This is a genomic window from Streptomyces sp. Alt3 (assembly GCF_030719215.1).
Taxonomy (GTDB): domain Bacteria; phylum Actinomycetota; class Actinomycetes; order Streptomycetales; family Streptomycetaceae; genus Streptomyces; species Streptomyces glycanivorans.
In genome coordinates, this window is record NZ_CP120983.1 from 3,663,398 (window position 1) to 3,688,133 (window position 24,736).

General features: G+C 70.3%; 23 protein-coding genes and 1 riboswitch. Of the genes, 11 read left to right on the plus strand and 12 right to left on the minus strand.

Annotated features, from left to right (window positions below):
• The first annotated feature begins 111 nt into the window (after nt 1–111).
• Together P8A20_RS15885 and P8A20_RS15890 are read left to right on the plus strand one after the other, a co-directional pair.
• Complete coding sequence (locus P8A20_RS15885; protein ID WP_147964018.1) at nt 112–516, plus strand: hypothetical protein; 405 nt, start codon at nt 112–114, stop codon at nt 514–516.
• 121 nt (nt 517–637) lie between these two features.
• The gene (locus P8A20_RS15890; protein ID WP_147964019.1) at nt 638–1,099 is read left to right on the plus strand and encodes an ATP-binding protein; all 462 of its coding nucleotides are present in this window, start codon (nt 638–640) and stop codon (nt 1,097–1,099) included.
• Between the two features lie 98 nt (nt 1,100–1,197).
• Here the strand turns inward: P8A20_RS15890 and P8A20_RS15895 are convergent, their stop codons facing one another.
• Together P8A20_RS15895 and P8A20_RS15900 are read right to left on the minus strand one after the other, a co-directional pair.
• Nucleotides 1,198–3,216, minus strand: a complete 2,019-nt coding sequence (locus P8A20_RS15895; protein ID WP_306103708.1) for a glycosyl hydrolase family 28-related protein — start codon at nt 3,214–3,216, stop codon at nt 1,198–1,200.
• Nucleotides 3,217–3,430: 214 nt separating this feature from the next.
• Entirely contained in the window at nt 3,431–3,940 is a 510-nt protein-coding gene (locus tag P8A20_RS15900; protein WP_147964021.1) for a DinB family protein, read from the minus strand.
• A gap of 165 nt (nt 3,941–4,105) precedes the next feature.
• On the opposite strand from P8A20_RS15900, the gene P8A20_RS15905 reads away from it, so the two are divergent.
• Nucleotides 4,106–4,537, plus strand: coding sequence for a hypothetical protein (locus P8A20_RS15905; protein WP_147964022.1), 432 nt, complete (start codon nt 4,106–4,108; stop codon nt 4,535–4,537).
• 96 nt (nt 4,538–4,633) lie between these two features.
• Here P8A20_RS15905 and groL read toward each other — a convergent pair whose 3' ends face one another.
• The 4 genes from groL to thrC all read right to left on the minus strand — a co-directional run bounded on the left by groL (nt 4,634) and on the right by thrC (nt 8,840).
• Complete coding sequence (gene groL, locus P8A20_RS15910; RefSeq protein WP_014154853.1) at nt 4,634–6,256, minus strand: chaperonin GroEL; 1,623 nt, start codon at nt 6,254–6,256, stop codon at nt 4,634–4,636.
• A 330-nt stretch (nt 6,257–6,586) separates the two neighbouring features.
• Nucleotides 6,587–6,793 (minus strand): cold-shock protein, encoded by a 207-nt coding sequence (locus tag P8A20_RS15915; protein ID WP_003967346.1) that lies wholly within the window; start codon nt 6,791–6,793, stop codon nt 6,587–6,589.
• Nucleotides 6,794–7,237: 444 nt separating this feature from the next.
• Nucleotides 7,238–7,513 carry a MoaD/ThiS family protein gene (locus P8A20_RS15920; RefSeq protein WP_147964023.1) on the minus strand — a complete coding sequence of 92 codons (276 nt, stop codon included), beginning with the start codon at nt 7,511–7,513 and terminating at the stop codon, nt 7,238–7,240.
• Between the two features lie 28 nt (nt 7,514–7,541).
• Nucleotides 7,542–8,840, minus strand: coding sequence for a threonine synthase (gene thrC / locus P8A20_RS15925; RefSeq protein WP_147964024.1), 1,299 nt, complete (start codon nt 8,838–8,840; stop codon nt 7,542–7,544).
• A gap of 18 nt (nt 8,841–8,858) precedes the next feature.
• Nucleotides 8,859–8,986, minus strand: a riboswitch (SAM riboswitch).
• A 153-nt stretch (nt 8,987–9,139) separates the two neighbouring features.
• Here thrC and P8A20_RS15930 point away from each other — a divergent pair.
• Together P8A20_RS15930 and P8A20_RS15935 are read left to right on the plus strand one after the other, a co-directional pair.
• The gene (locus tag P8A20_RS15930) at nt 9,140–10,090 is read left to right on the plus strand and encodes a glucosyl-3-phosphoglycerate synthase (RefSeq protein WP_147964174.1); all 951 of its coding nucleotides are present in this window, start codon (nt 9,140–9,142) and stop codon (nt 10,088–10,090) included.
• A gap of 70 nt (nt 10,091–10,160) precedes the next feature.
• Complete coding sequence (locus tag P8A20_RS15935) at nt 10,161–11,537, plus strand: alpha,alpha-trehalose-phosphate synthase (UDP-forming) (protein ID WP_306103709.1); 1,377 nt, start codon at nt 10,161–10,163, stop codon at nt 11,535–11,537.
• Here the strand turns inward: P8A20_RS15935 and otsB are convergent.
• The 3 genes from otsB to P8A20_RS15950 all read right to left on the minus strand — a co-directional run bounded on the left by otsB (nt 11,534) and on the right by P8A20_RS15950 (nt 14,106).
• A complete protein-coding gene (otsB, locus tag P8A20_RS15940; protein WP_306103710.1) occupies nt 11,534–12,385 on the minus strand; it encodes a trehalose-phosphatase in 852 nt (283 codons plus the stop codon). The genes P8A20_RS15935 and otsB overlap by 4 nt on opposite strands.
• Nucleotides 12,386–12,535: 150 nt before the next feature.
• Nucleotides 12,536–12,781, minus strand: coding sequence for a DUF3263 domain-containing protein (locus tag P8A20_RS15945; protein ID WP_147964026.1), 246 nt, complete (start codon nt 12,779–12,781; stop codon nt 12,536–12,538).
• A gap of 47 nt (nt 12,782–12,828) precedes the next feature.
• Nucleotides 12,829–14,106 (minus strand): ABC transporter substrate-binding protein, encoded by a 1,278-nt coding sequence (locus P8A20_RS15950; RefSeq protein WP_147964027.1) that lies wholly within the window; start codon nt 14,104–14,106, stop codon nt 12,829–12,831.
• A gap of 244 nt (nt 14,107–14,350) precedes the next feature.
• Between P8A20_RS15950 and P8A20_RS15955 the strand changes: the two genes are divergently transcribed.
• From P8A20_RS15955 to P8A20_RS15965, 3 genes are all read left to right on the plus strand, one after another.
• Nucleotides 14,351–15,244, plus strand: coding sequence for an ROK family protein (locus tag P8A20_RS15955; protein ID WP_371606772.1), 894 nt, complete (start codon nt 14,351–14,353; stop codon nt 15,242–15,244).
• On the plus strand, nt 15,244–16,398 hold the full coding sequence (nagA, locus tag P8A20_RS15960) for an N-acetylglucosamine-6-phosphate deacetylase (protein ID WP_306103711.1): 1,155 nt from the start codon (nt 15,244–15,246) through the stop codon (nt 16,396–16,398). Before P8A20_RS15955 ends, nagA begins: the two co-directional genes overlap by 1 nt.
• 150 nt (nt 16,399–16,548) lie before the next feature.
• Nucleotides 16,549–17,481: a 1-phosphofructokinase family hexose kinase gene (locus P8A20_RS15965; protein WP_147964175.1), complete on the plus strand. Its 933-nt coding sequence runs from the start codon at nt 16,549–16,551 to the stop codon at nt 17,479–17,481.
• 77 nt (nt 17,482–17,558) lie between these two features.
• Here P8A20_RS15965 and P8A20_RS15970 read toward each other — a convergent pair whose 3' ends face one another.
• A complete protein-coding gene (locus tag P8A20_RS15970; protein WP_147964030.1) occupies nt 17,559–18,551 on the minus strand; it encodes a carbohydrate-binding protein in 993 nt (330 codons plus the stop codon).
• 132 nt (nt 18,552–18,683) lie between these two features.
• Entirely contained in the window at nt 18,684–20,336 is a 1,653-nt protein-coding gene (cdgB, locus tag P8A20_RS15975; RefSeq protein ID WP_147964031.1) for a diguanylate cyclase CdgB, read from the minus strand.
• Nucleotides 20,337–20,682: 346 nt separating this feature from the next.
• Between cdgB and P8A20_RS15980 the strand changes: the two genes are divergently transcribed.
• Complete coding sequence (locus P8A20_RS15980; protein ID WP_147964032.1) at nt 20,683–21,189, plus strand: flavin reductase family protein; 507 nt, start codon at nt 20,683–20,685, stop codon at nt 21,187–21,189.
• Between the two features lie 137 nt (nt 21,190–21,326).
• On the opposite strand, the gene arfB is transcribed toward P8A20_RS15980, so the two are convergent.
• Nucleotides 21,327–21,761: an alternative ribosome rescue aminoacyl-tRNA hydrolase ArfB gene (arfB, locus tag P8A20_RS15985; protein ID WP_147964033.1), complete on the minus strand. Its 435-nt coding sequence runs from the start codon at nt 21,759–21,761 to the stop codon at nt 21,327–21,329.
• Nucleotides 21,762–21,932: 171 nt separating this feature from the next.
• Here arfB and P8A20_RS15990 point away from each other — a divergent pair, with 171 nt between their 5' ends.
• On the plus strand, nt 21,933–22,508 hold the full coding sequence (locus tag P8A20_RS15990; protein ID WP_031093417.1) for a TerD family protein: 576 nt from the start codon (nt 21,933–21,935) through the stop codon (nt 22,506–22,508).
• 254 nt (nt 22,509–22,762) lie between these two features.
• Nucleotides 22,763–24,340, plus strand: coding sequence for a M4 family metallopeptidase (locus tag P8A20_RS15995; protein WP_306103712.1), 1,578 nt, complete (start codon nt 22,763–22,765; stop codon nt 24,338–24,340).
• Nucleotides 24,341–24,736: the final 396 nt, after the last annotated feature.

The window sequence follows — 24,736 nt, forward strand, 5'->3', positions numbered from 1 at the left end:
CGCTCACCACCTCGGTACCGCACCCGGCGAGCCCGGAACCCAAGTCCCGGACTGAGTGCGGGAGTACGCCGTCGAGGAGAGTGGCCGATCCGTGAAAGGGAGATGAGTCAGATGACCGTTTCCGTCCGCGTCCGCCGCATGGTGGCGGGAGCCGCCACGGCAGGCCTGCTGGCCGGAGGTGGCGCGCTGGCCGCCACCGGAACGGCGACCGCCGCCCCGGCGCCCACGACCGCCGCCTCGTCCGCCGTCGCCGGTAGCCACGACCACAACGACCGCTGCACCTGGCAGAAGGGGCACTGGGAGAAGAAGTGGGTCAAGGGCCACTGGGAGAAGAAGTGGGTCAAGGAGCAGCACAGGACCTGGCACCCCGGTTACAAGGACCACAAGGGCACGTGGCACTCCGGCTACTGGCAGCACGACGGGAAGTCGCACAAGGGCCACTGGAAGAACGTCCACGTCCCCGGCCACTGGGACACGCACTGGGTGAAGGGCCACTGGTCCTGCCACCACAAGTGAGCAGGCTTCACCCCGTCGGACGCGGGGTTCCCGGGCAGGTGCCCGGGGACCCCGTCGTCACTTCAGGCACCACACCGCCCGGCGCCCCGCACCGGCGCCACGTCCTCCTCGGGACAGCGTCATGACCACCACGACCGCACCACCGCCATCGCCCTCGCCCACGACCGGCGCGCCGTCGTCGTCCCTACCGGCCCCCTCCACGGCCGGGCGGCTCTCGGTCCCGTTGCCTTCCGGGCCGGAAGCGCCCTCGCACGCCCGCCGCGCGGCCATCGGTTTCCTCCGCCGCTCCTGGCCCGCCCTCGCCGAGGACCGTTGCGACGACTTCCTGCTGATCGTCTCCGAGCTGGTCACGAACGCCGTCCGGCACGCGCCCGGACCCAGCACCCTGACCCTGACCACCTCGGCCGGCGCCCTGGACATCGCGGTGAGCGACTGCTCCTGCGTCCCACCGGCGCCACGGGTCCCGGATCTGTGCGACGGCACCGGAGGCATGGGCCTGCACATCGCCGAGGACCTGGGGGCCCGGGTGTTCACCGAGGCGCTGCCCGAAGGCAAGTGCGTACACGCGGCGTTCGCCACCTGACGCACTCCCCGCACGAGACAGGCCGGTACGGCGCCCGTCCCCCGCGCCGTACCGGCCTGTCTCGTGCTCAGCTCACGCCGCCCGTGGCCCGCCCGGGGTCACCAGGCTCCCGGCGCGGGCGGTGCGACCACCGGCGGGCGGTCGTCGCAGGTGATCGTGTTCGGCAGGAGCCAGGGTGCGAGCCAGTCGCCCGTCGTGCCGCCGCCGTCGTTGCCGCCCCGGTCGACCAGGGTGAACTCCGAACCGTCGGGGGAGAAGTTGAAGGACCCGCAGTTGTTGACGCCAACGGCCCCGACGTTGCGCGCGTCCACGTTCTCGAAGGTCGCGGAGCCGGCGGCCCGCGCACTGACCACCGACGTGCCCGTGCCGTCCACCCTGACGTCCTTGAAGTGCACGCCCTCGATCTTGTGGGTGTCCTTCACGGACCAGTCCGTGACCAGCATGATCGCGTTGTAGGTGTTGTCGAGGAAGTGGTTGCCGGTCACCCGGATGTCGGCGTCGATGTCCCGGTCCAGGGCGAAGAACCAGATGGCCCCCAGCCCGATCCTCCAGTTGAGTTCGTACGTCCCCGCCCGGACCGTCGTGTTGTCGGCGAGGTCGAGCCGCCCCCGGAACGCCTCCGCGCCGAAGCGGGCTCCGACGTGCAGCGCGCTGCCCTCCCGGACGGGGTCCGCGACCAGGTTGCCGGACACCGCGTTGTCCGTACCGCCGTAGACCGCGATGCCGTTGGCGAGCACAGGGCTCTGCACGGTGTTGCGGGAGAAGGTGTTGTCCGTGTCGGCCCGCTTCTCGGACCACATCGCGAGTCCGTCGTCGCCGGAGTTCCGGACGAAGGTGTGGGAGACCTCGGAACCGGTCACTCCGCCGTGGAAGTTGATGGCGTCGGCGATCTGGTCGACGATGACGTTGCCCGTGATCCTCAGGTTCGACATCGGGCCGTCGAACCACATGCCGACCTTGGTGTGGCGGATGTGCAGGCCCTCGACGGAGGAGTCGCTCAGCGCGCCGCCGATGCCGTTCACCTGGTCGGTGTCGATGCGCTCGCGCACGTCCCCCTCGATGGCGAAGCCGGACAGGTGGACGTCATGGCTCCCGCCGTCCGCCGCGTCCTTGCCGTAGAAGCCGACCCCGGTGTGCACCGAGCCGTCGGCCGCCGGGGCGCCGAGGGCGACCTCCCGGCCCTTGAACTTCGTGTACCAGCTGCCCGCGCCCTTGATCGTCACGTCGTCGACGACGATGTGACGATTGACCTGGTAGGTGCCGGGCGGCACGTAGACCGGCAGGTTCTTGCGCTTGGCGAAGGCGATCGCCCGGTCCATCGCGTCCGCGGAATCCCGGCGCCCAGAGGGATCGGCCCCGAACAGCAGCGCGTTCGCCGCCCGGAGCTCGACGTGCGGGAGACCGACGAGCTCGGAGTCGAGCAGGTCGATGACGGTCCACGCGGCACGGCTGCCCGCCGGAACCGTCAGCCGGACGGTGTCACCCGCGCGGTACCTCTTGCCCAGCAGCAGACGCTGTTCGTCGTAGAAGTGGCTCGGCCTGAAGGGCTTCTCGATCACGGGGGCGGGCGTCGTCCCGCTGGGGACGCAGGCGCACTCGGTGATCCACCAGCCTGGCTGGAGCAGTCCGGCAGCGGGGTCGTTGGTGAACGGGTACTGGTTGTACAGCCAGGAGTACTGCGAGGTCAGCGTCATCGTCGAGCGCTTCGCGCCGTTGACGGCGACATCCAGCGGCGCGGTGATGCCGCCCCCTCCCGGGGCGTCCGGAATGCTGTAGCGAACCGTGATCGCGTCGGCCGCCTTCGGAAGCGTGAACTCGACGTGCTCGCCCGGCACCAGTCTGACGGCCTTACGGCCCGACGCCTCCGCGGGCAGGGTGTAGGCGGCGCGGCCGGGGCCTATGACCGTGCCGTTCGTCGTGGCGTTCTCCGCCTCCTGCTCGGCGAAGGGCACTTCCGCGCCGCGACCGGTCACCAGAGCCGGATCGAGGCCCGCACGCGTCACCACCGGCGCGGGAGCCCTCTTCCCCTCCGCGCCTTGCGCCGCCGGGACGCCGGTCAGCGTCCCCAGTCCGACAACGGCGGCCGTCAGTGCGGCGACCGTGATGTGACGTGACATCGCATGCCCGTTTCTCTCGGAAGGTGAGGTGACGGTAGGGCGCGCGGGAGTCTCACCACAAGACATGTGCGAGAAGATTTCAGATACATGATGCCCACATGCAAGTCGGCATCAATTTTTTGCGTTCACTTACGGCGCCGACCCGGCGGGCGGCGACACGAGGCCGCAGGGGGCGACCCTCCGCACCGGGTCCTCGGATGCCCCCGTCCGGCGTTCAGGCGCCCACCGTTCCGTCGACGCCCTCGCGGAGGAAGTCCGCGTGCCCGTTGTGGCGGCCGTATTCCAGCAGCACGTGCACCATCACCATGCGCAGCGAGACGTCCTTACCCCAGCGCGGCTGGAGCCCCGTCAGGTCCAGGGACTCGGCCTGCCGCTCGATGCGGCGCGAGCGCTCCACCTCGGCCTCCCAGGCGCCGAACGCCTCCGCCCGCGTGGAGGCGCTCGCGTCGTACGCCGCCTGGAAGTCGATCCGGTCCGACCAGACCATGGGCGCCTCATGGTCCTCGAACACCCTCCGGAACCATGCGCGTTCCACCTCGGCCATGTGGCGCACCAGACCGAGGAGGGAGAGCGTCGAAGGGGGCATCGACCGCTGCCGCAGCTGTTCGTCGTCCAGCCCTTCGCACTTCATGGCGAGGGTGGCGCGGTGGTAGTCGAGAAAGGCCCGCAGCGTCTCCCGCTCGCCGCCCGCGGTGGGCGGCCCTGTACGCACGTCGGTGGTCACCGGTCACTCTCCTTCACGAAGGCATGAAGTGTTCAGTATCCGGCTCCACTTCGCAGTCGTACCCGGCGGCACCGCCCCCGGGCCGGGCGGGCTCCGGCGCCTGCCTTACTCTCCTCGTGCACCGGCCGCTCGCGCCCGTGTCCCGTACAAGTGCCGAGGTGGCGTGTGTCGCGTTCCTGCCGGTCCCTCCTGGTCCTCGTTCCGCTCGCCCTCAGCCTCGTGTCCTGCGGCAGGTTCGCCGTCCCGCCGGTGCCCGGCGGCGAGCCGGTCCTGCTCTCCCCGTCCCGGGCGGCCACGACATGGACGGACGCCGAGGGCGGCACGCTGGAGCTGAAGGCGGACGGGACGACAGCCGCCGACCACGTGTGCAGCGACTTCGACATCATCGACGGCACGGAGGGGCCCAGGTCCGGCCCCGGCACCTGGGAGAGCCAGGACGGGAAGGAAGGGACCCGCGTCGAGGTGTCGTTCGGGGCCGATGACGAAAGCTTCGTCTACGAGGCACTGCGCAAGGGCGGCACCCTCAAGCTCTGGACCTACGTCGGCGACCCCGACGAGGGCCGGCCGCTCTGCATACTGACCGCTCCCGCGAGGTGAGAGCGGCACGTACGACGACGCCGGCCCCGGGAGGAATCCCGGGGGCCGGCGTCGCACGGATACTGCGGGTACTGCCTGGAGCGACTGATCCGAGGATCAGAAGTCCATGTCACCGCCCGGCATGCCGCCCGGAGCGGCCGCGGAGGCCTTCTCCGGCTTGTCGGCGATGACGGCCTCGGTGGTGAGGAAGAGCGCGGCGATGGACGCGGCGTTCTGCAGGGCGGAGCGCGTGACCTTCGCCGGGTCGAGAATGCCCTCGGCGATCATGTCGACGTACTCGCCGGTCGCGGCGTTGAGGCCGTGACCGATCGGCAGGTTGCGCACCTTCTCGACGACGACTCCACCCTCGAGACCACCGTTGACGGCGATCTGCTTGAGCGGGGCCTCCAGCGCGAGCTTGACGGCGTTGGCACCGGTGGCCTCGTCGCCCGTCAGGTCGAGCTTCTCGAAGACGGCCGAGGCCTGGAGCAGAGCCACGCCACCACCGGCGACGATGCCCTCCTCGACGGCGGCCTTGGCGTTGCGCACCGCGTCCTCGATGCGGTGCTTGCGCTCCTTGAGCTCCACCTCGGTGGCGGCGCCGGCCTTGATGACGGCCACGCCGCCGGCCAGCTTCGCGAGGCGCTCCTGGAGCTTCTCGCGGTCGTAGTCCGAGTCGGAGTTCTCGATCTCGGCACGGATCTGGTTGACGCGACCCTGAACCTGGTCGCTGTCACCGGCACCGTCGACGATCGTGGTCTCGTCCTTGGTGATGACGACCTTGCGGGCGCTGCCGAGCAGGTCCAGGCCGGCGTTCTCCAGCTTGAGACCGACCTCCTCGGAGATGACGGTGCCACCGGTGAGGATGGCGATGTCGCCGAGCATGGCCTTGCGGCGGTCACCGAAGCCCGGAGCCTTGACGGCGACGGACTTGAAGGTGCCACGGATCTTGTTGACGACCAGCGTCGACAGAGCCTCGCCCTCGACGTCCTCCGCGATGATCAGCAGGGGCTTGCCCGACTGCATGACCTTCTCCAGCAGCGGAAGGAGGTCCTTCACGTTGCTGATCTTGGAGTTGACGATCAGGATGTACGGGTCGTCGAACGACGTCTCCATACGCTCCATGTCGGTGGCGAAGTAGGCCGAGATGTAGCCCTTGTCGAAGCGCATGCCCTCGGTGAGTTCCAGCTCCAGACCGAAGGTCTGGGACTCCTCGACGGTGATGACGCCTTCCTTGCCGACCTTGTCCATAGCCTCGGCGATCTTGGCGCCGATCTCGGTGTCGGCAGCGGAGATGGAGGCCGTCGAAGCGATCTGCTCCTTGGTCTCCACGTCCTTCGCCTGCTCCAGCAGAGCGGCGGAGACGGCCTCGACGGCCTTCTCGATGCCACGCTTCAGAGCCATCGGGTTGGCACCCGCGGCGACGTTGCGCAGGCCCTCGCGGACGAGCGCCTGGGCGAGAACGGTGGCGGTGGTCGTACCGTCGCCGGCGACGTCGTCCGTCTTCTTGGCGACCTCCTTGACCAGCTCCGCACCGATCTTCTCGTACGGGTCCTCGAGCTCGATCTCCTTGGCGATGGAAACACCATCGTTGGTGATCGTGGGCGCGCCCCACTTCTTCTCGAGGACGACGTTACGGCCCTTGGGGCCGAGGGTGACCTTGACGGCGTCGGCGAGCTGGTTCATCCCGCGCTCGAGACCGCGCCGTGCCTCCTCGTCGAACGCGATGATCTTGGCCATGTGAAGTGGTCCTCCCGGACAGGGGTGGATTTCTCCGGACCGAGAGGCGCCCGCGACGGACGGCCAGCGTGCCAGGTGGTTCCTTGCCCCACCAAGCCTGCGGGCCTCACCGGCCCGGTCCAAGTTCTGTCACTCTCACCTGGAGAGTGCTAACGCCAATGATTAGCACTCGACCCCTTCGAGTGCAAGCGTCCTCTTCGGGATGTGGACAACCTCGGGGCTCCGCCGCAGGCCCGTGACGGGCGCCCGGAGACGCACGTGAGGCCCGTCCCCCGATGGGAGGTACGGGCCTCGCGTGTGTGACGGTGTCGTTGGCCGACCGCGCCGAGCTCAGCCGACGGCGAGCTTGACCATGTCCGCCTGGGGCCCCTTCTGGCCCTGCGAGATCTCGAATTCAACTCGCTGACCCTCTTCGAGGGTGCGGTACCCGTCCATCTGGATCGCGCTGTAGTGGACGAAAACATCCGCACCACCGTCGACCGCGATGAAGCCGTACCCCTTCTCCGCGTTGAACCACTTGACGGTGCCCTGAGCCATGCCCAACTCCCCTATTACTGGCCCTTGCACGAGACCGCACTTCGCGGACCCGGGTCAGAACTCACCCTCCGACAGGAGAGGGTGGCGTGCGCCGGAACGCGTCGACCGCGGCCGAATGTATCTGCCCAACTGCCCTCTGCAACAGGTCAATCGGACGAGAAATCTGGGCACACGCGGCCACACGGATAGGGGGAATTCATTGGATTCCAGGGCAAGTCGGGCCTGACAAAGGCGACTTATGCCTCAAGGGGTTCACGTACTTTGGCTACTTCTTGTCGCGGCAGGGCGCATTCTCATATGTGGATAGCGCGGGCAACTGCGGGGACTTCCCCAACTGTACCGTGCTCAACCATGCAGAATGGCCCCCTCCGTTTCCCGTGGAGGGGGCCATCGTGTGAATGCCGTGCGGCCGGACCGCGACGAGCGGCCCGCACCGTCCCGCCGTCAGCCTCCGGCGACGGCCGGGATGATCGAGACGCCGGCGCCGTCCGGGGTGGCCGCGTCCAGACCGCCCTCGAAGCGCACGTCGTCGTCGTTGACGTACACGTTGACGAAGCGGCGCAGCTTGCCCTGGTCGTCCAGGACGCGGGCGCCGATGCCCGGGTGGTTCTGCTCCAGGGACGCGATGACCTCGGAGAGGGTCGCCCCCTCGGCCGGGACCTCGGACTGACCGCCCGTGTAGGTGCGGAGGATGGTGGGGATACGGACCTTGACGCTCATGTGGGTGCCTTCCTCTGGTCTCGGGTGGTCAGTTGGCGGCAGCGAGGCCCGCGTCGCGGAACGCGTCCAGGCTGGGCCGGATCGTGGCCGACAGGCCGGTCGTCGGAGCGACCGCGTCGAGCGTCTTCAGGCCGTCGCCGGTGTTCAGGACGACGGTGGTCAGGGACGGGTCGAGCAGACCGGCGTCGATCAGCTTCTTCGTCACACCGACGGTCACCCCGCCCGCGGTCTCGGCGAAGATGCCCTCGGTGCGGGCCAGCAGCTTGATCGCGTCGACGACCTGCTCGTCGTTCACGTCCTCCACGGCACCGCCGGTGCGCCGGGCGATGTCCAGGACGTACGGGCCGTCGGCCGGGTTGCCGATCGCCAGGGACTTGGCGATGGTGTTCGGCTTCTGCGGGCGCACCACGTCGTGGCCGGCCTTGAAGGCGGTGGAGACCGGGGAGCAGCCCTCGGCCTGGGCACCGAAGATCTTGTACGGCTTGTCCTCGACGAGTCCGAGCTTGATCAGCTCCTGGAGGCCCTTGTCGATCTTCGTGAGCTGCGAGCCGGACGCGATCGGGATGACGAGCTGGTCGGGCAGCTGCCAGCCGAGCTGCTCGCAGATCTCGTACGCCAGGGTCTTGGAGCCCTCGCCGTAGTACGGCCGCAGGTTGACGTTGACGAAGCCCCAGCCCTCGCCGAGCGGGTCGCCGATGAGCTCCGAGCAGAAGCGGTTGACGTCGTCGTAGTTGCCCTCGATGCCGACGAGCTCGCCGCCGTACACCGCGGCCATGACGACCTTGCCCTGCTCCAGGTCGTGCGGGATGAACACGCAGGAGCGGAAGCCGGCGCGGGCGGCGGCGGCACCCACCGCACCGGCCAGGTTGCCGGTGGAGGAGCAGGAGAGGGTGGTGAACCCGAAGGCGCGGGCCGCCTCGACGGCGATGGCGACGACACGGTCCTTGAAGGAGTGCGTCGGGTTGCCGGAGTCGTCCTTGACGTACAGACCGCCGGTCACGCCCAGCTCGCGGGCGAGGTTGTCGGCCTTGACCAGCTTCGTGAAGCCGGGGTTGATGTTGGGCTTGTCCGCGACGTCGGAGGGGACGGGCAGCAGCGGCGCGTAACGCCAGATGTTGTTCGGCCCCTCGGCGATGCGCTTCTTCAGCTCTTCGGGGGAGCCGCTCGGCAGGTCGTACGCCACTTCGAGCGGCCCGAAACAGGACGCGCAGGCGAAAATGGGGCCGAGCTCGAAACGCTCGCCGCATTCGCGACAGGAAAGCGCTGCGGCGGGACCGAGGTCCACGGCGGAAGAATCGGTGTTCTCTGCAACTGTCTGCACGGCCATGATGGCGGAGGCCCTTTCTCCTCATCTTCCTTGCGGCGTATTTCGCCACAAGACGGAATTGGCACCTTCCCCACCGTGACCTCGCGGTCGGCAGGAGGGTTGCCGGGACTTCAACGGGCCGTTCCCTCAGTCCCTCTGGATGAGCGCTATGGCACCGGACCATGGATCCGGGCGTTTATTCGCGGACCGACCCCGACATGCGAGGGTCATCCGCGTTGTTCAAGACTGTAACCGAAGCACTGGACGGTTGAGATAGTCGTCCGAACCGCGAGATGGATCACATACAGGGAGTATCGACCGTGCTGGAAGAGGTGGAACGCTGGCTGACCAGGCGTTCCTGGTCTGCTGCCGACCGCCCGCTCGACCGCCTCACGGCCGCCCGGGCGAAGGATCCGCACCGCTCGCGCGTGAGCGTCGTCCTGCCCGCGCTGAACGAGGAGGCGACGGTCGGGGAGATCGTGTCGGAGATCCGGCGCGAGCTGATGGAGAAGGTCCGGATCGTCGACGAACTGGTGGTGATCGACTCAGGCTCCACCGACGCGACCGCCGAGGTCGCGCGTCGGGCCGGCGCCCGGGTCGTGCACCGGGACTCCGTACTCCCCCGGATACCCGCCCTCCCCGGCAAGGGCGAGGTCCTCTGGAGGTCACTGCTGGTGACCACAGGGGAGATCGTCTGCTTCGTCGACGCCGATCTGAAGGACTTCTCCGCGGACTTCGTGTCCGGGATCGTCGGCCCGCTGCTGACCGACCCGCAGGTGCAGTTCGTGAAGGCCATGTACGACCGCCCGCTGGGCGACACCGCGGGGCAGGGCGGCCGGGTGACGGAACTGGTGGCCCGCCCGCTGCTCAACCTGCACTGGCCGCGGCTCGCCGGCTTCGTCCAGCCGCTCGGCGGCGAGTACGCGGTACGGCGCTCCCTGCTGGAGCAGCTCCCCTTCCCCGTCGGTTACGGGGTGGAGCTGGGACTGCTCGTCGACGCGCTGCACACGGTCGGCCTGGACGCCATGGCACAGGTGGACGTCGGCGTGCGCAGGCACCGCCATCAGGACGGCCAGGCCCTCGGCAGGATGGCCGCCACCATCTACCGCACGGCGCAGCTGCGGCTCTCCCGCGGGCCGCTCGTACGGCCGGAGATCACCCAGTTCGACCGTGGGCCCGACGGGTTCGTCCCGCACACCCATGCGGTGGACACCGAGGAACGGCCGCCGATGCGGGACATCGCGGAGTACGCGGCCCGCGACGCGGCGTAACGGTTCCTCGCCCGGGGCCCGGCGCTCACTTCACGTTTGGAGGGTTCCCGAACGGGCTAGGTTCGGGTACATGGTCTCCGAGCACGCTGCCCAGGTTCTCGTCGCGTCCAACCGCGGCCCGGTGTCGTACACACGGCGGGACGACGGCACGCTCGACTCGAAACGGGGCGGCGGCGGGCTCGTCTCCGGCCTCAGCGCGGTCGACGACAAGCTGTGGGTGTGCGCCGCCCTCAGCGACGGCGACCGCGAGGCGGTGCGGCGCGGGGTGTCCGAGCCCGGCGTACGCATGCTCGACATCGACGCCGCGGTCCACGCCGACGCCTACAACGGCATCGCGAACTCGGTGCTCTGGTTCGTCCACCACATGATCTACCAGACCCCGGTGGAGCCCGTCTTCGACGCGGAGTTCCGCCGGCAGTGGGCCTCCTACGAGGCGTACAACCAGGCCTTCGCCCGGGCCCTGGCCGAGGAGGCGGGCGAGGGCGCCGCGGTCCTGGTGCAGGACTACCACCTCTCCCTGGTCCCCGGCATACTGCGCGAGCTGCGCCCCGACCTGCGGATCGGCCACTTCTCGCACACCCCCTGGGCGCCCGTCGACTACTTCCGGCTGCTGCCCGACGACATCGGCGAGCAGCTGCTCAAGGGCATCCTGGGCGCCGACCGCGCCGCGTTCCTGACCCGCCGCTGGGCCGACGCCTTCATCGGCTGCTGCACGGAGATCCTCGGCGGCACGGGCCACACCCGGATCGGGGTGCACGGACTGGGCGCCGACGCGGACTTCCTTCGCCGCCGCTCGCGCGAGGCGGACGTGGACGAGCGCATGGAGATCCTGCGGGAGCAGATCGGCGCCGACCGCCGGACGATCGTGCGGGTGGACCGCACGGAGCTCTCCAAGAACATCGTCCGCGGGCTGCACGCCTACCGCGCCCTGCTCGACGAGCGCCCCGAGTGGCGCGAGCGCGTGGTCCACATCGCCTTCGCCTATCCCTCGCGGCAGGACCTCGCGGTCTACCGCGACTACACGGCCGAGGTCCAGCGGGTCGCCGACGGCATCAACGCGGAGTACGGCACGGAGGGCTGGACCCCGGTCCTGCTCCACGTCGACGACGACTTCGCCCGCTCCCTGGCGGCGTACCGGCTGGCGGACGTGGCCCTGGTCAACCCGATCCGCGACGGCATGAACCTGGTCGCCAAGGAGGTCCCGGTCGTCTCCGACGAGGGCGCCGCGCTGGTGCTGTCCCGTGAGGCGGGCGCGTACGAGGAACTGGGCGAGGACGCCCTCGTGGTCAACCCGTACGACGTCTCGGCCACGGCGGCGGCGCTGCACGAGGCGCTCACGATGGAGCCCGGCGAACGGAGCGCCCGCTCGAAGCGCCTGGCCACTGCTGCGACGGCGCTGCCGCCGCAGCAGTGGTTCCTGGACCAGCTGGACGCGCTGCGGGGCTAGCCCCCTGCGAGCTGCCGGGCGAGGGAGCGGAGCAGCTCCGCCACCGCGGCCGGGCCGGGCAGCAGCAGGTCGGCGCGGTCCGCCAGTTCGGGGACCTCGGTGCCGCTGCAGACCAGCAGGCCGTTGACGCCCCGGGTGCGCAGCTTCTCCACGGCGGCGTACGCGGCGAGGTCGCCGAGGTCGTCACCGGCGTACAGCACCGTCTCGGCGCCGACCTCCTTGACGTACTCCTCCAGCGCCACGCCCTTGTCCATGCCGGGCGGACGCAACTCCAGGACCAGACGGCCCGGTTCGACGATCAGGCCGTGGCGGGCGGCCAGTCCGGCCAGCGGGGCGCGCAGGGCCTCGAAGGCGGCCTGCGGGTCGGCGGCCCGGCGGGTGTGCACGGCGACCGCGCGGTCGCCCTTCTCCTCGATCCAGGTGCCGCTGTCGGCACCGGCCTCCGCGAGCACGGCGGGGAGCTCCGCCCGGACGGCCGCCACACCGGGGTCCGGGTCGGGGGCGTGGACTGCGGCGGTGACTGCGTCCCAGCGTTCGGCTCCGTAGTGGCCGAGGACGACGAGGTGGTCGAGGCCCGCCGCCCCGGCGAAGCCGCCGTACCGCACGGCGGTGTCCGCCGGGCGGCCGGTGATCACGGCGACGGCGGCGACCCGGGGGGCGAGGGCCGACAGGGCCGGGACCACGTCGGGGTGGGCGCGGGACCGCTCCGGGTCAGGGACGATGTCGGCCAGCGTGCCGTCGAAGTCCAGCGCGACGACCGCGCGGGCCGGGCGGGCGAGGAGTGCGGCGAGGCCTTCGCGGCCGGCCTGGGTGGTCGGGGTCGGGAGGGGGTGTGCCGGGTTGCCCATGCGGGTGAGCGTAGCGGGCGGGCCTCCCCGCCGCCCGGCTTCCCTGCCCCGGTGGCTGATGTCCGCCGCCCGGCTCGCTTCCCACGGGATCGTGTCCGCCCTGGGGCTTCCGGCCGGAGGGCCGGTGCCCGGCGGAGGGCCGTGCCTCGCTCAGCGGCGTTCGCGTCTCGCCTCGCGGACCCGTCGGAGGCGGTTCACGGTGACCGGGTCCTCCTCCAGCGCCCGCCGGTCGTCGAGGAGCGCGTTGAGCAGCTGGTAGTAGCGGACCGGCGAGATCCCCAGCTCCTCCCGGATCGCCCGCTCCTTCGCACCGGGGCCCGCCCAGGAGCGCCGTTCCAGGGCCAGCACGGCGCGCTGCTGGTCGGGGAGCGGGTCGGTGGGGCCGGCGGCGGTCATATGAACCAACCTACCCAGGGTCCGGCGCGGCCGCGGACCGGGCAGCCCTACTCCGCACTCTCCGCCTGCCGGGCCTTGGTCGCGATGTCCACGAGGATGCTCTCCGGGTTCCCGCCGGGCTCGACCGCGGAGCCGATCTTCTCCTTGATCGTCTCGCTGGCCTGCGCCCAGGACGTCTTGCCGAACGGGTAGAGCTGCGAGTTCGGCAGCGCCGACAGGAACTCGTGCAGGGACTCGTGCTTGTCGTCGGCCTCCATCGCGGTGGAGGCGCTGCTGGTCACGGGCAGCAGGTCGTACTGGTCGGCGAAGGCCAGCACGTTGTCGTCCTGGTAGGCGAAGTCGAGGAACTTGCCGATCTGCACCCGGTGGCCGTTCTGCTTGAAGCCCATCATCCAGTCGGCGACACCCATCGAGCCGTTCGTCGGCCCGTCGATCCCGGGGAGCGGGACCATGCCGACCTCGACGCCCTTCTTCTCGGCCTCCTGCATCAGGGTCGGGTGGCCGTTGAGCATGCCCACGTCGCCATCGGTGAAGGCGTCGAAGGCCTTGGCACGGTCGAGCTTCCCGGGCGCGACGGGACCGGTGAGCCCCTTGCCGACGAGGTTGTCCTTCAGCCACTCGAACGTCGCTATGTTGGCCTCGGAGTCGATGGCGTAGTTGCCGACCTCGTCCGTGTAGCCGCCGCCTCCGCTGAGCAGCCACATCAGGGTCTCGGCCTGGGACTCCTCCTGGCCGAGGGGGAGCGCGAAGGGGTAGGTCACGCCGCGCTCGTCGAGCGCTGCGGCGTCGTTCCGGATGTCGTCCCAGGTCTGCGGGGCCCCGAGGCCGGCCTTTGCGAAGAGGCCCTTGTTGTAGAAGAGGAGCCGGGTGCTGGCCACGAACGGAAGGCCGTACAGATTGCCGCCGACCTCGCCCGCGTCGGTGAGCGAGGGCAGGAAGTTGGACGTGGTGCGGATGGCGATCATCTCGTCGGCGGTGTAGAGCTTGCCCGCCTTCGCGTAGTCGGCGTAGGCACCGATCTGCGCGATGTCGGGAGCCTCGCCGGCCTTCACCATCTCCGCGACCTTGCGGTCGACGTCCTTCCAGGAGTAGACGCTGACCTCGACCTTGATGCCGGGGTTCTCCTTCTCGAACCTGCCGGCGACGTCGTCCCAGTACTTCTCGGAGCTGTTCCCCGCGTCCGTGCCGTAGTCGGCCGCGACCAGCCTCAGGGTGACGTCGCCGCCCCCGGTGTCCGAACCGCACCCCGACAGCGTCGCCGTCATACCGAGTGCGGCCACTACCGCGGTCAGACCAACCAAGCGCCGCTGCACAGCCCTGTCCATCCCTACATCCATCGGTGCGGGCGCCACCGTCCCCTGCGACGGGCCCGCGATCCTGCCTCACCTCCGGACGGAGGCCTGCACCGCAAGGAGGTCTACACCACCTCTACGGCAAACCGGCAATCTAGCAGGACCGTTTTGTATGGGTGCTCAACAAACCTCGATAGTGGACTAGACCTTTTAGGGGTCGTCGGGCGAAACTGTCTCCGTGAGACACGTCATCGCCCTCGATGTGGGCGGCACAGGAATGAAGGCCGCTCTGGTCGGGGCCGACGGCACACTGCTCCACGAGGCGCGCCGGGCCACCGGCCGGGACCGCGGTGCCGAGGCCGTCGTGGAGACCATCCTGGGCTTCGCCGCGGATCTGTACGCCTACGGCGAGGAGCACCTCGGAGAAGGCGCTGTCGCCGCCGGGGTCGCCGTGCCCGGCATCGTCGACGCCGAACGCGGGATCGCCGTCTACGCCGCCAACCTGGGCTGGCGTGACGTCCCGCTGCGGAAACTGCTCGGCGAACGGCTCGGCGGCGTACCCGTCGCGCTCGGCCACGACGTCCGCACCGGCGGCCTCGCCGAGGGGCGGATCGGCGCCGGCCGGGACGCGGACCGCTTCCTGTTCGTGCCGCTCGGCACCGGCATCGCCGGCGCCATAGGCATCGCGGGCACCATCGAGGCGGGCGCCCACGGCTACGCGGGCGAGATCGGCCACGTCGTGGTCCGGCCGGACGGCCCGGACTGCGGCTGCGGACAGCGCGGCTGTCTGGAGACCCTCGCCTCGGCCGCCGCCGTGTCCAGGGCCTGGGCAGCCGCGTCCGGCGACCCCGACGCGGACGCCGCGGACTGCGCGAAGGCCGTGGCCTCGGGCGACCCGGCGGCCCTTCGCGTGTGGGAGGACGCCGTCGACGCGCTCGCCGCCGGACTCGTCACCGCGCTCACCCTGCTGGACCCCCGGACGCTGATCATCGGTGGCGGTCTCGCCGAGGCGGGGGAAACCTTGTTCACACCACTGCGTGCGGCCGTCGAGGAACGGGTCACGTTCCAGAAGCTGCCCCACATCGTCCCGGCGGCCCTCGGGGACACCGCCGGATGCCTGGGCGCAGGGCTGCTCGCCTGGGATCTACTCTCCACGGAGGTATCCGCCTGATGGCCGGACGCGCAGACAGCACGGTTCTCGCAGGTGCCCGGGTGGTGCTTCCCACCGGGACCGTCGAGAACGGCCGGGTGATCGTCGAGGGCACCCGGATCGCCGGCAGCACGACGGAGGACGCCAGGACCGTCGACCTCTCGGGCCACTGGGTGGTCCCCGGATTCGTGGACATCCACAACCACGGCGGCGGCGGCGCGTCCTTCGCCACCGGCACCGCCGAGGACGTCCTGACCGGGGTGCGGGCGCACCGCGAACACGGCACGACGACCGTCGTCGCCTCCACCGTCACGGGCGAGATGGACTTCCTGGCCCGCCAGGCCGGCCTCCTCTCCGAGCTGGTCGAACAGGGCGAGCTCGCCGGAATCCACTTCGAGGGCCCGTTCATCTCGCCGTGCCGCAAGGGCGCCCACAGCGAGGAACTGCTCCGCGACCCCGACCCCGCCGAGGTCCGCAAGCTGCTCGACGCTGCGCGCGGCAGCGCCAGGATGGTCACCCTCGCCACCGAACTCCCGTGCGGCATCGAGTCCGTACGGCTGCTCGCCGAGCACGGCGTGATCGCCGCGGTGGGCCACACGGACGCGACGTACGAGCAGACCGTCGAGGCGATCGACGCGGGCGCGACCGTCGCCACGCACCTCTACAACGCGATGCCCGCCATCGGGCACCGCGCCCCGGGGCCCATCGCGGCCCTCCTGGAGGACGAGCGGGTCACCGTCGAGCTGATCAACGACGGCACGCATCTGCACCCCGCCGCCCTGGAACTCGCCTACCACCACGCGGGCGCCGGCCGGGTCGCCCTGATCACCGACGCCATGGACGCGGCCGGCGCGGGCGACGGCTTCTACGAACTCGGGCCGCTCGCCGTCGAGGTCAGGGGCGGTGTGGCGCGCCTGGTCGAAGGCGGCTCGATCGCGGGCTCCACCCTCACCCTGGACACCGCGTTCCGCAGGGCCGTGACGATCGACAGGATCCCCGTCGAGGACGTCGTCCGGTCCATCTCGGCCAACCCCGCACGGCTCCTCGGCCTGGACGACAGGGTCGGCTCACTGGACCCCGGCAAGGACGCCGACCTGGTCGTCCTGGACGCGGACTTCGTGCTCAAGGGCGTCATGCGCCAGGGCGAGTGGATCGTGAAGCCCGCCGCCGTCTGACGGGCAGCCGGCGAGAGAACACGTAACGAAGAGACGGCGGTTGTCCCGGGCATCTGGGACGGCCGCCGCCTCTTTGGCATGATCACCTGGGACGGCGCCGCGGGGAGACGGCGCGCGAGCGGACTACGAGGGAACCGGGGGCCGGTACAGGTGATACTGACCGTCACACTGAACACGGCACTCGACCTGACGTACGCCGTCCCCGCCCTCGTCCCGCACTCCAGCCACCGCGTCCAGGAAGTGACCGAACGCCCCGGCGGCAAGGGCGTCAACGTCGCCCGGGTGCTCTCCGCGCTCGGCCACGAAACCGTCGTCACCGGCTTCGCCGGCGGCGCCACCGGAGCCGTCCTGCGCGAGCTCCTCGGCTCACTCCCCGACCACCCCACCGACGCACTGGTGACCGTCGCGGGGAACACCCGCCGCACCCTCGCCGTCGTCGACCGCTCCAGCGGCGACACGACCCAGCTCAACGAACCGGGCCCGCACATAGACGCCGGTGAATGGGCGTCCTTCCTGGGGACGTTCGGGGAACTACTCCCCCGGGCCGAGGCCGTCGCACTCTGCGGCAGCCTCCCTCCCGGCGTCCACGTCGGCGCGTACGCGGAACTGGTGCGGCTCGCACGCTCCGCCGGGGTGCCCGTGCTCCTGGACACCGGGGGCGAGCCCCTGCGCCGCGGCATCGCCGCCCGCCCCGACCTCGTCAAGCCGAACGCCGACGAGCTGGCCCAGCTCACCGGCGCCCGTGAACCCCTGCGCGCCACCCGCGACGCCCGCCGCCGCGGCGCGCACAGCGTCGTCACGTCGCTCGGCCCGGACGGGCTCCTCGCGGTCACCCCCGACGGCATCTGGCGGGCCGCACCGCCGGCCGCCGTGCGGGGCAACCCGACCGGGGCGGGCGACTCCGCCGTGGCCGGGCTGCTGTCCGCCGTCGCCGAAGGACTGGGCTGGCAGGACCGGCTGACCCGCGCGGTCGCCCTGTCGACGGCGACCGTACTGGCTCCGGTGGCAGGCGAGTTCGACCGCGAGGCCTACGAGGACCTGCTGACCCGCGTCACCGTCGAACCGCACACACCGGCCGCCTGACCGGCCCGGGAAACACCGCGTCCCGGCTCGCTGTGCGAGGCCGGGACGACGGTGGTGCGGAATTCCGCGGCGGAGCGTCAGCCCTTGACGTGACCCGACTTCAGCGACAGCTGGTCGAGGTTCGCGTCGCACGAGTCACCCTCGTTGCACGACAGCATCAGCTTGTTCGACCCCTTCTCGAGCTGGACGTACGCGTACGTGTTCGTCCAGCCCTTCTCCAGGTCGCCCTCGGCGGCGCGCGCGAAGTTCGTCATGTTGATGGAGCGCGGATCCTGGTCGTTGACCGTGAGGGACGTCTTCGCGTCCCTGCCCGGCACGCCGTACGTCACGTACAGGGTGTACGGGCCGCTCTCCGGCACATCGACCGTCCAGGTGGCCGAACGGCCGACCTCGTTGAGGCTGATGTACTGGCCGTTGGCGCTCTTGGCGCCCTTGACCGTGTTGTCCAGCGACGCCGTGCCACCGAGGGTCAGCGTCGCCGCGTCCTGCTCGGGCAGCTGGACGGGCTCGTCGGACTCCTTCGCGGACTCCTCCGGCTTCGGGGACTCCTCGACCTCGTCGGCCGGACCCTGCGAAGAACCGGCCTCGTCCTTCTTGGTGTCGCTGTCGTCGCCCGTCATCAGCGCGGCACCGATGCCGATGAGCACCACCGCCACCACGGCGACGGCCGCGATCAGCAGCGCCTTGGTGTTGGGTCCGCCACGGCCGGGCCCGCCGTTCCTGCCGCCGCCGTGGCCCACGGACGCCGACTGCGCGGTGGGCGCGCCACCGGGGTAGGTCTCCGGCGCCGCGTACTGCGCGTTCGGCTGGCCGTACTGCTGCTGGGGCTGGCCGTACTGCGGGGGCTGGCCGTACGCCTGCTGCGGCGGCACCTGCCCGTACTGGCGCTCCCCGACCGCCCGCACCTGGTTGTACGACGTTCTGGGCCTGCCGGGCTGCGCTGCCGGGCCCGGGTAGCCGTAACCACCCTGCCCGGGCGGCTGTGCGCCCGCCGCCTGCCCGTCCGCGTACAGATAGCCGAACGGATCGTCGTCCTCGGGCTTGCTCGCGCCGTTGTTCCCGGCCGTCATCCCTGGGTCACTCCTCACCATGTCGCCAGCCGTCGCCGACCGGCCGAGCCTACCCCGAACGGAGCAAGCGTCGAATTGCCCTCGGTCCCCCGGAAACCCGGGCGGCGTACGGGGACAGCCAGGGCGTGAACGTCAGCCGGCTCTGCGGTGAACCTTCGATCGGGACCGCTTCTCCACATACATCCGCTGGTCGGCGGAGTGCAGGACCTCTTCCTCGGTCATTCCGCACTCGGCCCAGCCGATACCGAAACTCGCCCCGACCCTGACTGCCCGGCCGTCCACCCGGATGGGCGGAATGATGGCGTTACGCAAGCGTACGGCCAGATCCGCGGCATCTGCCGCCCCGAGACCGTCCGCGAGGACGACGAATTCGTCACCCCCGAGCCGCGCGACCGTGTCACCGTCCCGTACGCAGGTCGTCAGCCGCCGGGCGACCTCGATGAGAACCGCGTCACCCGCGTGGTGCCCGAACCGGTCGTTGATCGACTTGAAGCCGTCGAGGTCGCAGAAGAGCACCGCGAGCCCCTTGGTCCCGTCGTCACGGTCCGGGTCCGGCGCGACGCTGTGCACGTGGTGGTCGTACGGGCCGACCCCCGGCGCGACCTCGCCCTCGTAGCCGTCCGCCCGGTAGCCGTGTACGGGATTCTCGACGTCGCCGTACGCCGCGTCCAGCGCCTCGATCGCGGAGGAGGTGACGGAGTGAGGCCTCTCACACAGCCGTGCGCCGAGCCGGGAGCGCAGCTCGGCACTGTTGGGGAGACCGGTGAGCGCGTCGTGCGAGGCGCGGTGCGCCAGATTCAGCTCGTTGCGCTTGCGCTCCTCGATGTCCTCGACGTGCGTGAGGAGGAAGCGGGGCCCGTCGGTGGTGTCGGCGACGACGGAGTTGCGCAGGGAGACCCAGAGGTAGGTGCCGTCCCTCCGCCCGAGCCGGAGCTCCGCCCGCCCGCCCTCGGCGGACGTGCGCAGCAGCGTGCCGATGTCCTCGGGGTGGACGAGGTCCGCGAAGGAGTAGCGGCGAAGGACGGAGGCGGGGCGCCCCAGGAGCCGGCAGAGCGCGTCGTTGGTGCGCAGCAGCCTGCCGTGCTGGTCTCCGCCCATCTCGGCGATGGCCATGCCGCTGGGGGCGTACTCGAAGGCCTGGCGGAAGGATTCCTCACTGGCGCGCAGCGCCTGCTGCTCGCGTTCGAGCCTGACCAGGGCGCGCTGCATGTTTGCTCGGAGACGAGCGTTACTGATCGCAATGGCGGCTTGGGAGGCGTACATCTGGAGCGCCTCGCGGCCCCAGGCACCGGGGCGGCGGCCGTTGCGCGGCCTGTCGACCGATATGACCCCCAGGAGGTCCAGACCTCCGCCGGAGGCGTACATGGGTGCGTAGAGACGGTCCAGGGGGTGCCACTCGTCCTCGAAGCGGGGCTCAGGCCCCTCGGTGTGCCACTGCGGCACGTCGTCGTCGAGGAGCACCCAGCCCTCGGTGTGGGGTATGAACCGGAGCTCGTCCCAGGCCTCACCCATCGACAGCCTGCGCTCCCAGGAACCGCGGGAGCCGACACGGCCGGTGATCAGGGATTCCGCGGCACTGTTGCCGGCGAAGGCGGCGACGACGAGGTCACCGTCGGGACGGACGAGGTTGACGCAGCCCAGCTCGTAACCGAGGCCGCCGACGATGCCGTCGGCCACCGACTGCAGCGTGTCCGCCAGGCTCCGCGCCGTGTTGAGATCAGCGACGGCCTGGTGCAGCTGCCGCATGGTCGCAAGACGGACGTACGGCTCCGACTCGGCCTCCATTGCTCGCACTCCCTGAGACCTCGACAGCAACTCCAGATTTCATATCGACGTACTTGTCGCACTGTCACGGCCACTGAATCACAGTGAGCTGCGCACCCGGTACTCAGGGTCAACAAATATTGCTCTCTGTGACTCAAGTCACAAGAGTTGGCAAAGACCCCCAGGGGCACTCCATCCACCCCTGTCGGGTGGCGAACGCAAAGCGGCGCACATGGTTCCGGGGTCCTAGGACCCGGCTGGTCCTCTGGCCCGATGCGACGCGGCGTCCCGCGGCACTAGCGTGCCCGGTGTGCTGCAGAAGACTCCCCCCGCCCCGCGCCCCGAAGCCGTCCCCCATGCTGAGGGGGTGAGCAACGACGAATTCCGTGCAGCCCTGTCCCGCCTGGCCGCGGGCGTGGTGCTGGTCACCGCCGAGGAGCCGCCGCTCGACGAGCACGGCCGGGGGGAGGACGTCGGGATGACGGCGACCGCCTTCATGTCGGTCTCCCTGGATCCGCCCCTGGTGCTGGTGAGCCTGCGCAACGACTCACGGATGGACGACCTGCTGGCCGAACAGCCCCTCTGGGCGGTGTCCGTGCTCACGGAGGGCCAGCGGCAGGTCGCCGCGCGGTTCTCCATGAAGAACCGCATCAGCGACCGGCTGCTGTTCGAGGACATCCCCTGTATACGGGGCGAGATCGCGGGAGCGCCCCTGGTGGGCGGGGCGCTGGCCACCCTGGAGTGCCGCACGGAGCAGCGCGTCCCGGCCGGGGACCACACACTGGTGATCGGCCGCGTCCTCTCGGCGTCGCTGCCGAACGCGGACGGCGAGCCGCTCACCTACTTCAAGGGCCGCTACCGGCAACTGGGCTGACCGGGCCGGTCCTTCCGGCGGGCACCTTGCTCGACCGCGGCCGGTCCTGTCGGCGGGCACCTGGCCGACCCGGCCCGGTCCTTCCGGCGGTCCTCACCGGTCGCGGCGGGAGCGTCCGCGCCCCGTCCCGGCGGGCCTCACCAGTCGCGGCCCGAGCGTCCGCGCTTCGTGTCTCCGCGCTGCTTCTTCTCGCGCAGACGCCGCTCGTTGATGCCGCGCGGGATCTTCTTCTTGAGACGCGGCTTGGGTGGCGGCGCCGTCGCCTCCGCGAGGAGCGCCGCGAGCCGCACGGCGGCCGTCTCACGGTTGCGCCACTGGGAGCGGTGCTCCGAGGCCCGCACGGACACCACGCCGCCTACCAGCCGGCCCGCGAGCCGTTCGAGCGCCCGGGCCTTCCACACCTCGGGCAGCGACTCGGTCGCCGCGAGGTCGAAGCGGAGCTCCACCTGGGAGTCACTGGTGTTGACGTGCTGCCCGCCGGGCCCCGAGGACCGCGAGAAACGCCACATGAGTTCGGCCTCCGGCAGGGAGACCGAACCGCGGATGACATAGGGCCCGGACATGACACCCATGTTCCCCGCCCCACCGCCCGTTCGTCACCTTGTTTTGCGAGCGTTCGTCCAGAAGTTCGGCAAAGAAAGTAAAGCGAGCAGGAACCTCGTGGTCTCTTGTCTGCGTTAGGACGGGTGACGGTAGCTTTCGTGATGGCACGAAGCCCGACACGACGAGGAAAGGGACTTCCCATGGCTGTAAGCCTGTCCAAGGGCGGCAACGTCTCGCTCACCAAGGAGGCCCCGGGCCTGACCGCCGTCACGGTCGGCCTCGGCTGGGACGTCCGCACCACCACCGGCACCGACTTCGACCTCGACGCCTCGGCGATCGCGGTCAACACCGCCGGCAAGGTCTACTCCGACGGCCACTTCGTCTTCTTCAACAACAAGGCGACGCCGGACCAGACCATCGTCCACACCGGTGACAACGTCACGGGCCAGGGCGAGGGCGACGACGAGCAGATCAACGTCAACCTGGCGGGCCTCCCGGCGGACATCGACAAGATCGTGTTCCCGGTCTCCATCTACGACGCCGAGGCGCGCAGCCAGAACTTCGGCCAGGTGCGGAACGCCTTCATCCGCATCATCAACCAGGCCGGCGGCACCGAGATCGCCCGTTACGACCTCAGCGAGGACGCCGCCACCGAGACCGCGATGGTCTTCGGCGAGCTCTACCGCAACGGCGCGGAGTGGAAGTTCCGCGCGGTCGGCCAGGGTTACGCCTCGGGCCTGCGCGGCATCGCCCAGGACTTCGGCGTCAACCTCTGACGCGACGGCTTTCCCAGGGGAGCCCCCGCCCGACTCCGGTCGGCGGGGGCTCCCGTGCGTCCGGCACCACCCACCCCTCGCACGGGCCCTCCTGCGCGCCCTTCTACGCGTCAGATAGCGGACACGAACGCATCCCAGTCGGACAAGAGCTGGTCAAAAACTTGTGAGGTAATTGTCGGCGTCCCGTCAAAAGCGTTCATTCGGTGGCACGCTCTCCGCTCGTAACCCCCACAGGAACGAGCAACGGAGAAGGCATGACCCCCCACATGAACACCCGTCGCGCCGCTGCCCTGACCGCAGTTGCCGCGATGGTCGTCGTCGGCGTCCAGACCGGTTCGGCCACGGCCGGCACCGGAACCGGTGACAGCACAGCCTCTTCGTCCGGCGCCACCACCCTCGGCGTGAACACCGCCACCCGGCGCACCACCGCCCTGCGCACCGCACAGAGCGACGCCCCGGCCGCCGCCGAGGCCCTCGGGCTGGGCAGTCAGGAGAAACTGATCGCCCGTGACGTGATCAAGGACGCGCACGGCACGGTCCACACCCGCTACGAGCGCACCTACGCCGGCCTCCCGGTCCTCGGTGGCGACCTGGTCACCCACACCGCGGCGGACGGGAAGTCCAAGGGCGTGGACAGGGCCACCGACGCCCGCATATCCGTGCCGTCGACACAACCGAAGCTGAAGGCCGCCGCGAGCGCCCGCAAGGTCGTCTGGGCGGGCGACGGCAAGCCGGCCCTCGCCTTCGAGACCGTGCGCGAGGGAGTGCAGAAGGACGGCACGCCCAGCCGGCTGCACATCATCACCGACGCCACGACCGGCAAGAAGCTGCACAGCTTCGAGGCCATCGAGACGGGCACCGGCAACAGCCAGTACAGCGGGCAGGTGACGCTGTCGACCACCAAGGGCGGCTCGGGCTTCGAGCTGACCGACGGCGACCGGGGCGGCCACAAGACGTACGACCTGAACCAGGGCCAGACCGGCACCGGCGACCTCGTCACGGACACCGACGACACCTGGGGCGACGGCACCGGCGGCGACCGCCAGACCGCGGCGGTGGACGCCCACTACGGCGCCGCCACGACCTGGGACTTCTACAAGAACGAGCTGGGCCGCGACGGCATAGCCGGGGACGGCAGGGCCGCGTACTCCCGGGTCCACTTCGGCACCGGCTACGTCAACGCCTTCTGGGACGACAGCTGCTTCTGCATGACCTACGGCGACGGGGCCGACGACAAGAGCGCCCTCACCGCGATCGACGTCGCCGGCCACGAGATGAGCCACGGCCTGACCGCCGCCACCGCCAACCTCGACTACTCGGGCGAGTCCGGCGGTCTCAACGAGGCGACCAGCGACATCTTCGGCACCTCCGTCGAGTTCTTCGCCGACAACACCACCGACCCCGGTGACTACCTCATCGGCGAGAAGATCGACATCAACGGCGACGGGACCCCCCTGCGCTACATGGACGAGCCCAGCAAGGACGGCGGCTCGGCGGACTACTGGGACGCCGGCGTCGGCGACCTCGACGTGCACTACTCCTCCGGCGTCGCCAACCACTTCTTCTACCTGCTGGCGGAGGGCAGCGGTGCCAAGACCATCGGCGGCGTCGACTACGACTCCCCGACCTCCGACGGCTCCACGGTCACCGGCATAGGCCGCCAGAAGGCCTATCAGATCTGGTACAAGGCGCTCTCCGTCTACATGACGTCGAGCACCGACTACGCCGGCGCCCGTGACGCCACCGAGAAGGCGGCCACGGACCTCTTCGGCGCCGACAGCGCCGAACTCGCCGCCGTCGACGCCGCCTGGACCGGCGTCAACGTCAAGTAGCACGGAGGAACACCGGGAGCCGGTCAGCCTGGGGCTGACCGGCTCCCGGCGTTCAGCCGAGACCCTTCACCACGCTGTCGAAACTTGTATGTTGATATACAACTTGTAACGCAGTGACCACCGACCGAGGCAGGGATCGCCGACACCAACGACCAGGCCAGATACGCCTACCACGTCATCGGCGCCCCGGTCACCGGCCTGCCGGTCCTCGGCGATGCCGCACAGCGGCTCATCGACGCCGGGACATACGAGTGGTCCAAGGACGCCATCGCGTCGGCGGAAGCAGCGGACCAGGAGAAGAACTCCGGGCACTACAGCGCGGGCGTCGACGGCACGTACAGCCTCATCGACGCCTGGGCCAAGGACCGAGGCGTCGACGTCACCGATCCCGACAAC

What these genes read in the sequence shown, in the direction of transcription:
- P8A20_RS15885 (WP_147964018.1), top strand. Translation starts at nt 112, where the DNA reads ATGACCGTTTCCGTCCGCGTCCGCCGCATGGTGGCGGGAGCCGCCACG.
- P8A20_RS15890 (WP_147964019.1), top strand. Translation starts at nt 638, where the DNA reads ATGACCACCACGACCGCACCACCGCCATCGCCCTCGCCCACGACCGGC.
- P8A20_RS15895 (WP_306103708.1), bottom strand. Translation starts at nt 3,216, where the DNA reads ATGTCACGTCACATCACGGTCGCCGCACTGACGGCCGCCGTTGTCGGA.
- groL (WP_014154853.1), bottom strand. Translation starts at nt 6,256, where the DNA reads ATGGCCAAGATCATCGCGTTCGACGAGGAGGCACGGCGCGGTCTCGAG.
- P8A20_RS15915 (WP_003967346.1), bottom strand. Translation starts at nt 6,793, where the DNA reads ATGGCTCAGGGCACCGTCAAGTGGTTCAACGCGGAGAAGGGGTACGGC.
- P8A20_RS15920 (WP_147964023.1), bottom strand. Translation starts at nt 7,513, where the DNA reads ATGAGCGTCAAGGTCCGTATCCCCACCATCCTCCGCACCTACACGGGC.
- thrC (WP_147964024.1), bottom strand. Translation starts at nt 8,840, where the DNA reads ATGGCCGTGCAGACAGTTGCAGAGAACACCGATTCTTCCGCCGTGGAC.
- P8A20_RS15935 (WP_306103709.1), top strand. Translation starts at nt 10,161, where the DNA reads ATGGTCTCCGAGCACGCTGCCCAGGTTCTCGTCGCGTCCAACCGCGGC.
- otsB (WP_306103710.1), bottom strand. Translation starts at nt 12,385, where the DNA reads ATGGGCAACCCGGCACACCCCCTCCCGACCCCGACCACCCAGGCCGGC.
- P8A20_RS15945 (WP_147964026.1), bottom strand. Translation starts at nt 12,781, where the DNA reads ATGACCGCCGCCGGCCCCACCGACCCGCTCCCCGACCAGCAGCGCGCC.
- P8A20_RS15950 (WP_147964027.1), bottom strand. Translation starts at nt 14,106, where the DNA reads ATGGACAGGGCTGTGCAGCGGCGCTTGGTTGGTCTGACCGCGGTAGTG.
- P8A20_RS15955 (WP_371606772.1), top strand. Translation starts at nt 14,351, where the DNA reads ATGAAGGCCGCTCTGGTCGGGGCCGACGGCACACTGCTCCACGAGGCG.
- nagA (WP_306103711.1), top strand. Translation starts at nt 15,244, where the DNA reads ATGGCCGGACGCGCAGACAGCACGGTTCTCGCAGGTGCCCGGGTGGTG.
- P8A20_RS15970 (WP_147964030.1), bottom strand. Translation starts at nt 18,551, where the DNA reads ATGACGGCCGGGAACAACGGCGCGAGCAAGCCCGAGGACGACGATCCG.
- cdgB (WP_147964031.1), bottom strand. Translation starts at nt 20,336, where the DNA reads ATGGAGGCCGAGTCGGAGCCGTACGTCCGTCTTGCGACCATGCGGCAG.
- arfB (WP_147964033.1), bottom strand. Translation starts at nt 21,761, where the DNA reads ATGGGTGTCATGTCCGGGCCCTATGTCATCCGCGGTTCGGTCTCCCTG.
- P8A20_RS15990 (WP_031093417.1), top strand. Translation starts at nt 21,933, where the DNA reads ATGGCTGTAAGCCTGTCCAAGGGCGGCAACGTCTCGCTCACCAAGGAG.
- P8A20_RS15995 (WP_306103712.1), top strand. Translation starts at nt 22,763, where the DNA reads ATGACCCCCCACATGAACACCCGTCGCGCCGCTGCCCTGACCGCAGTT.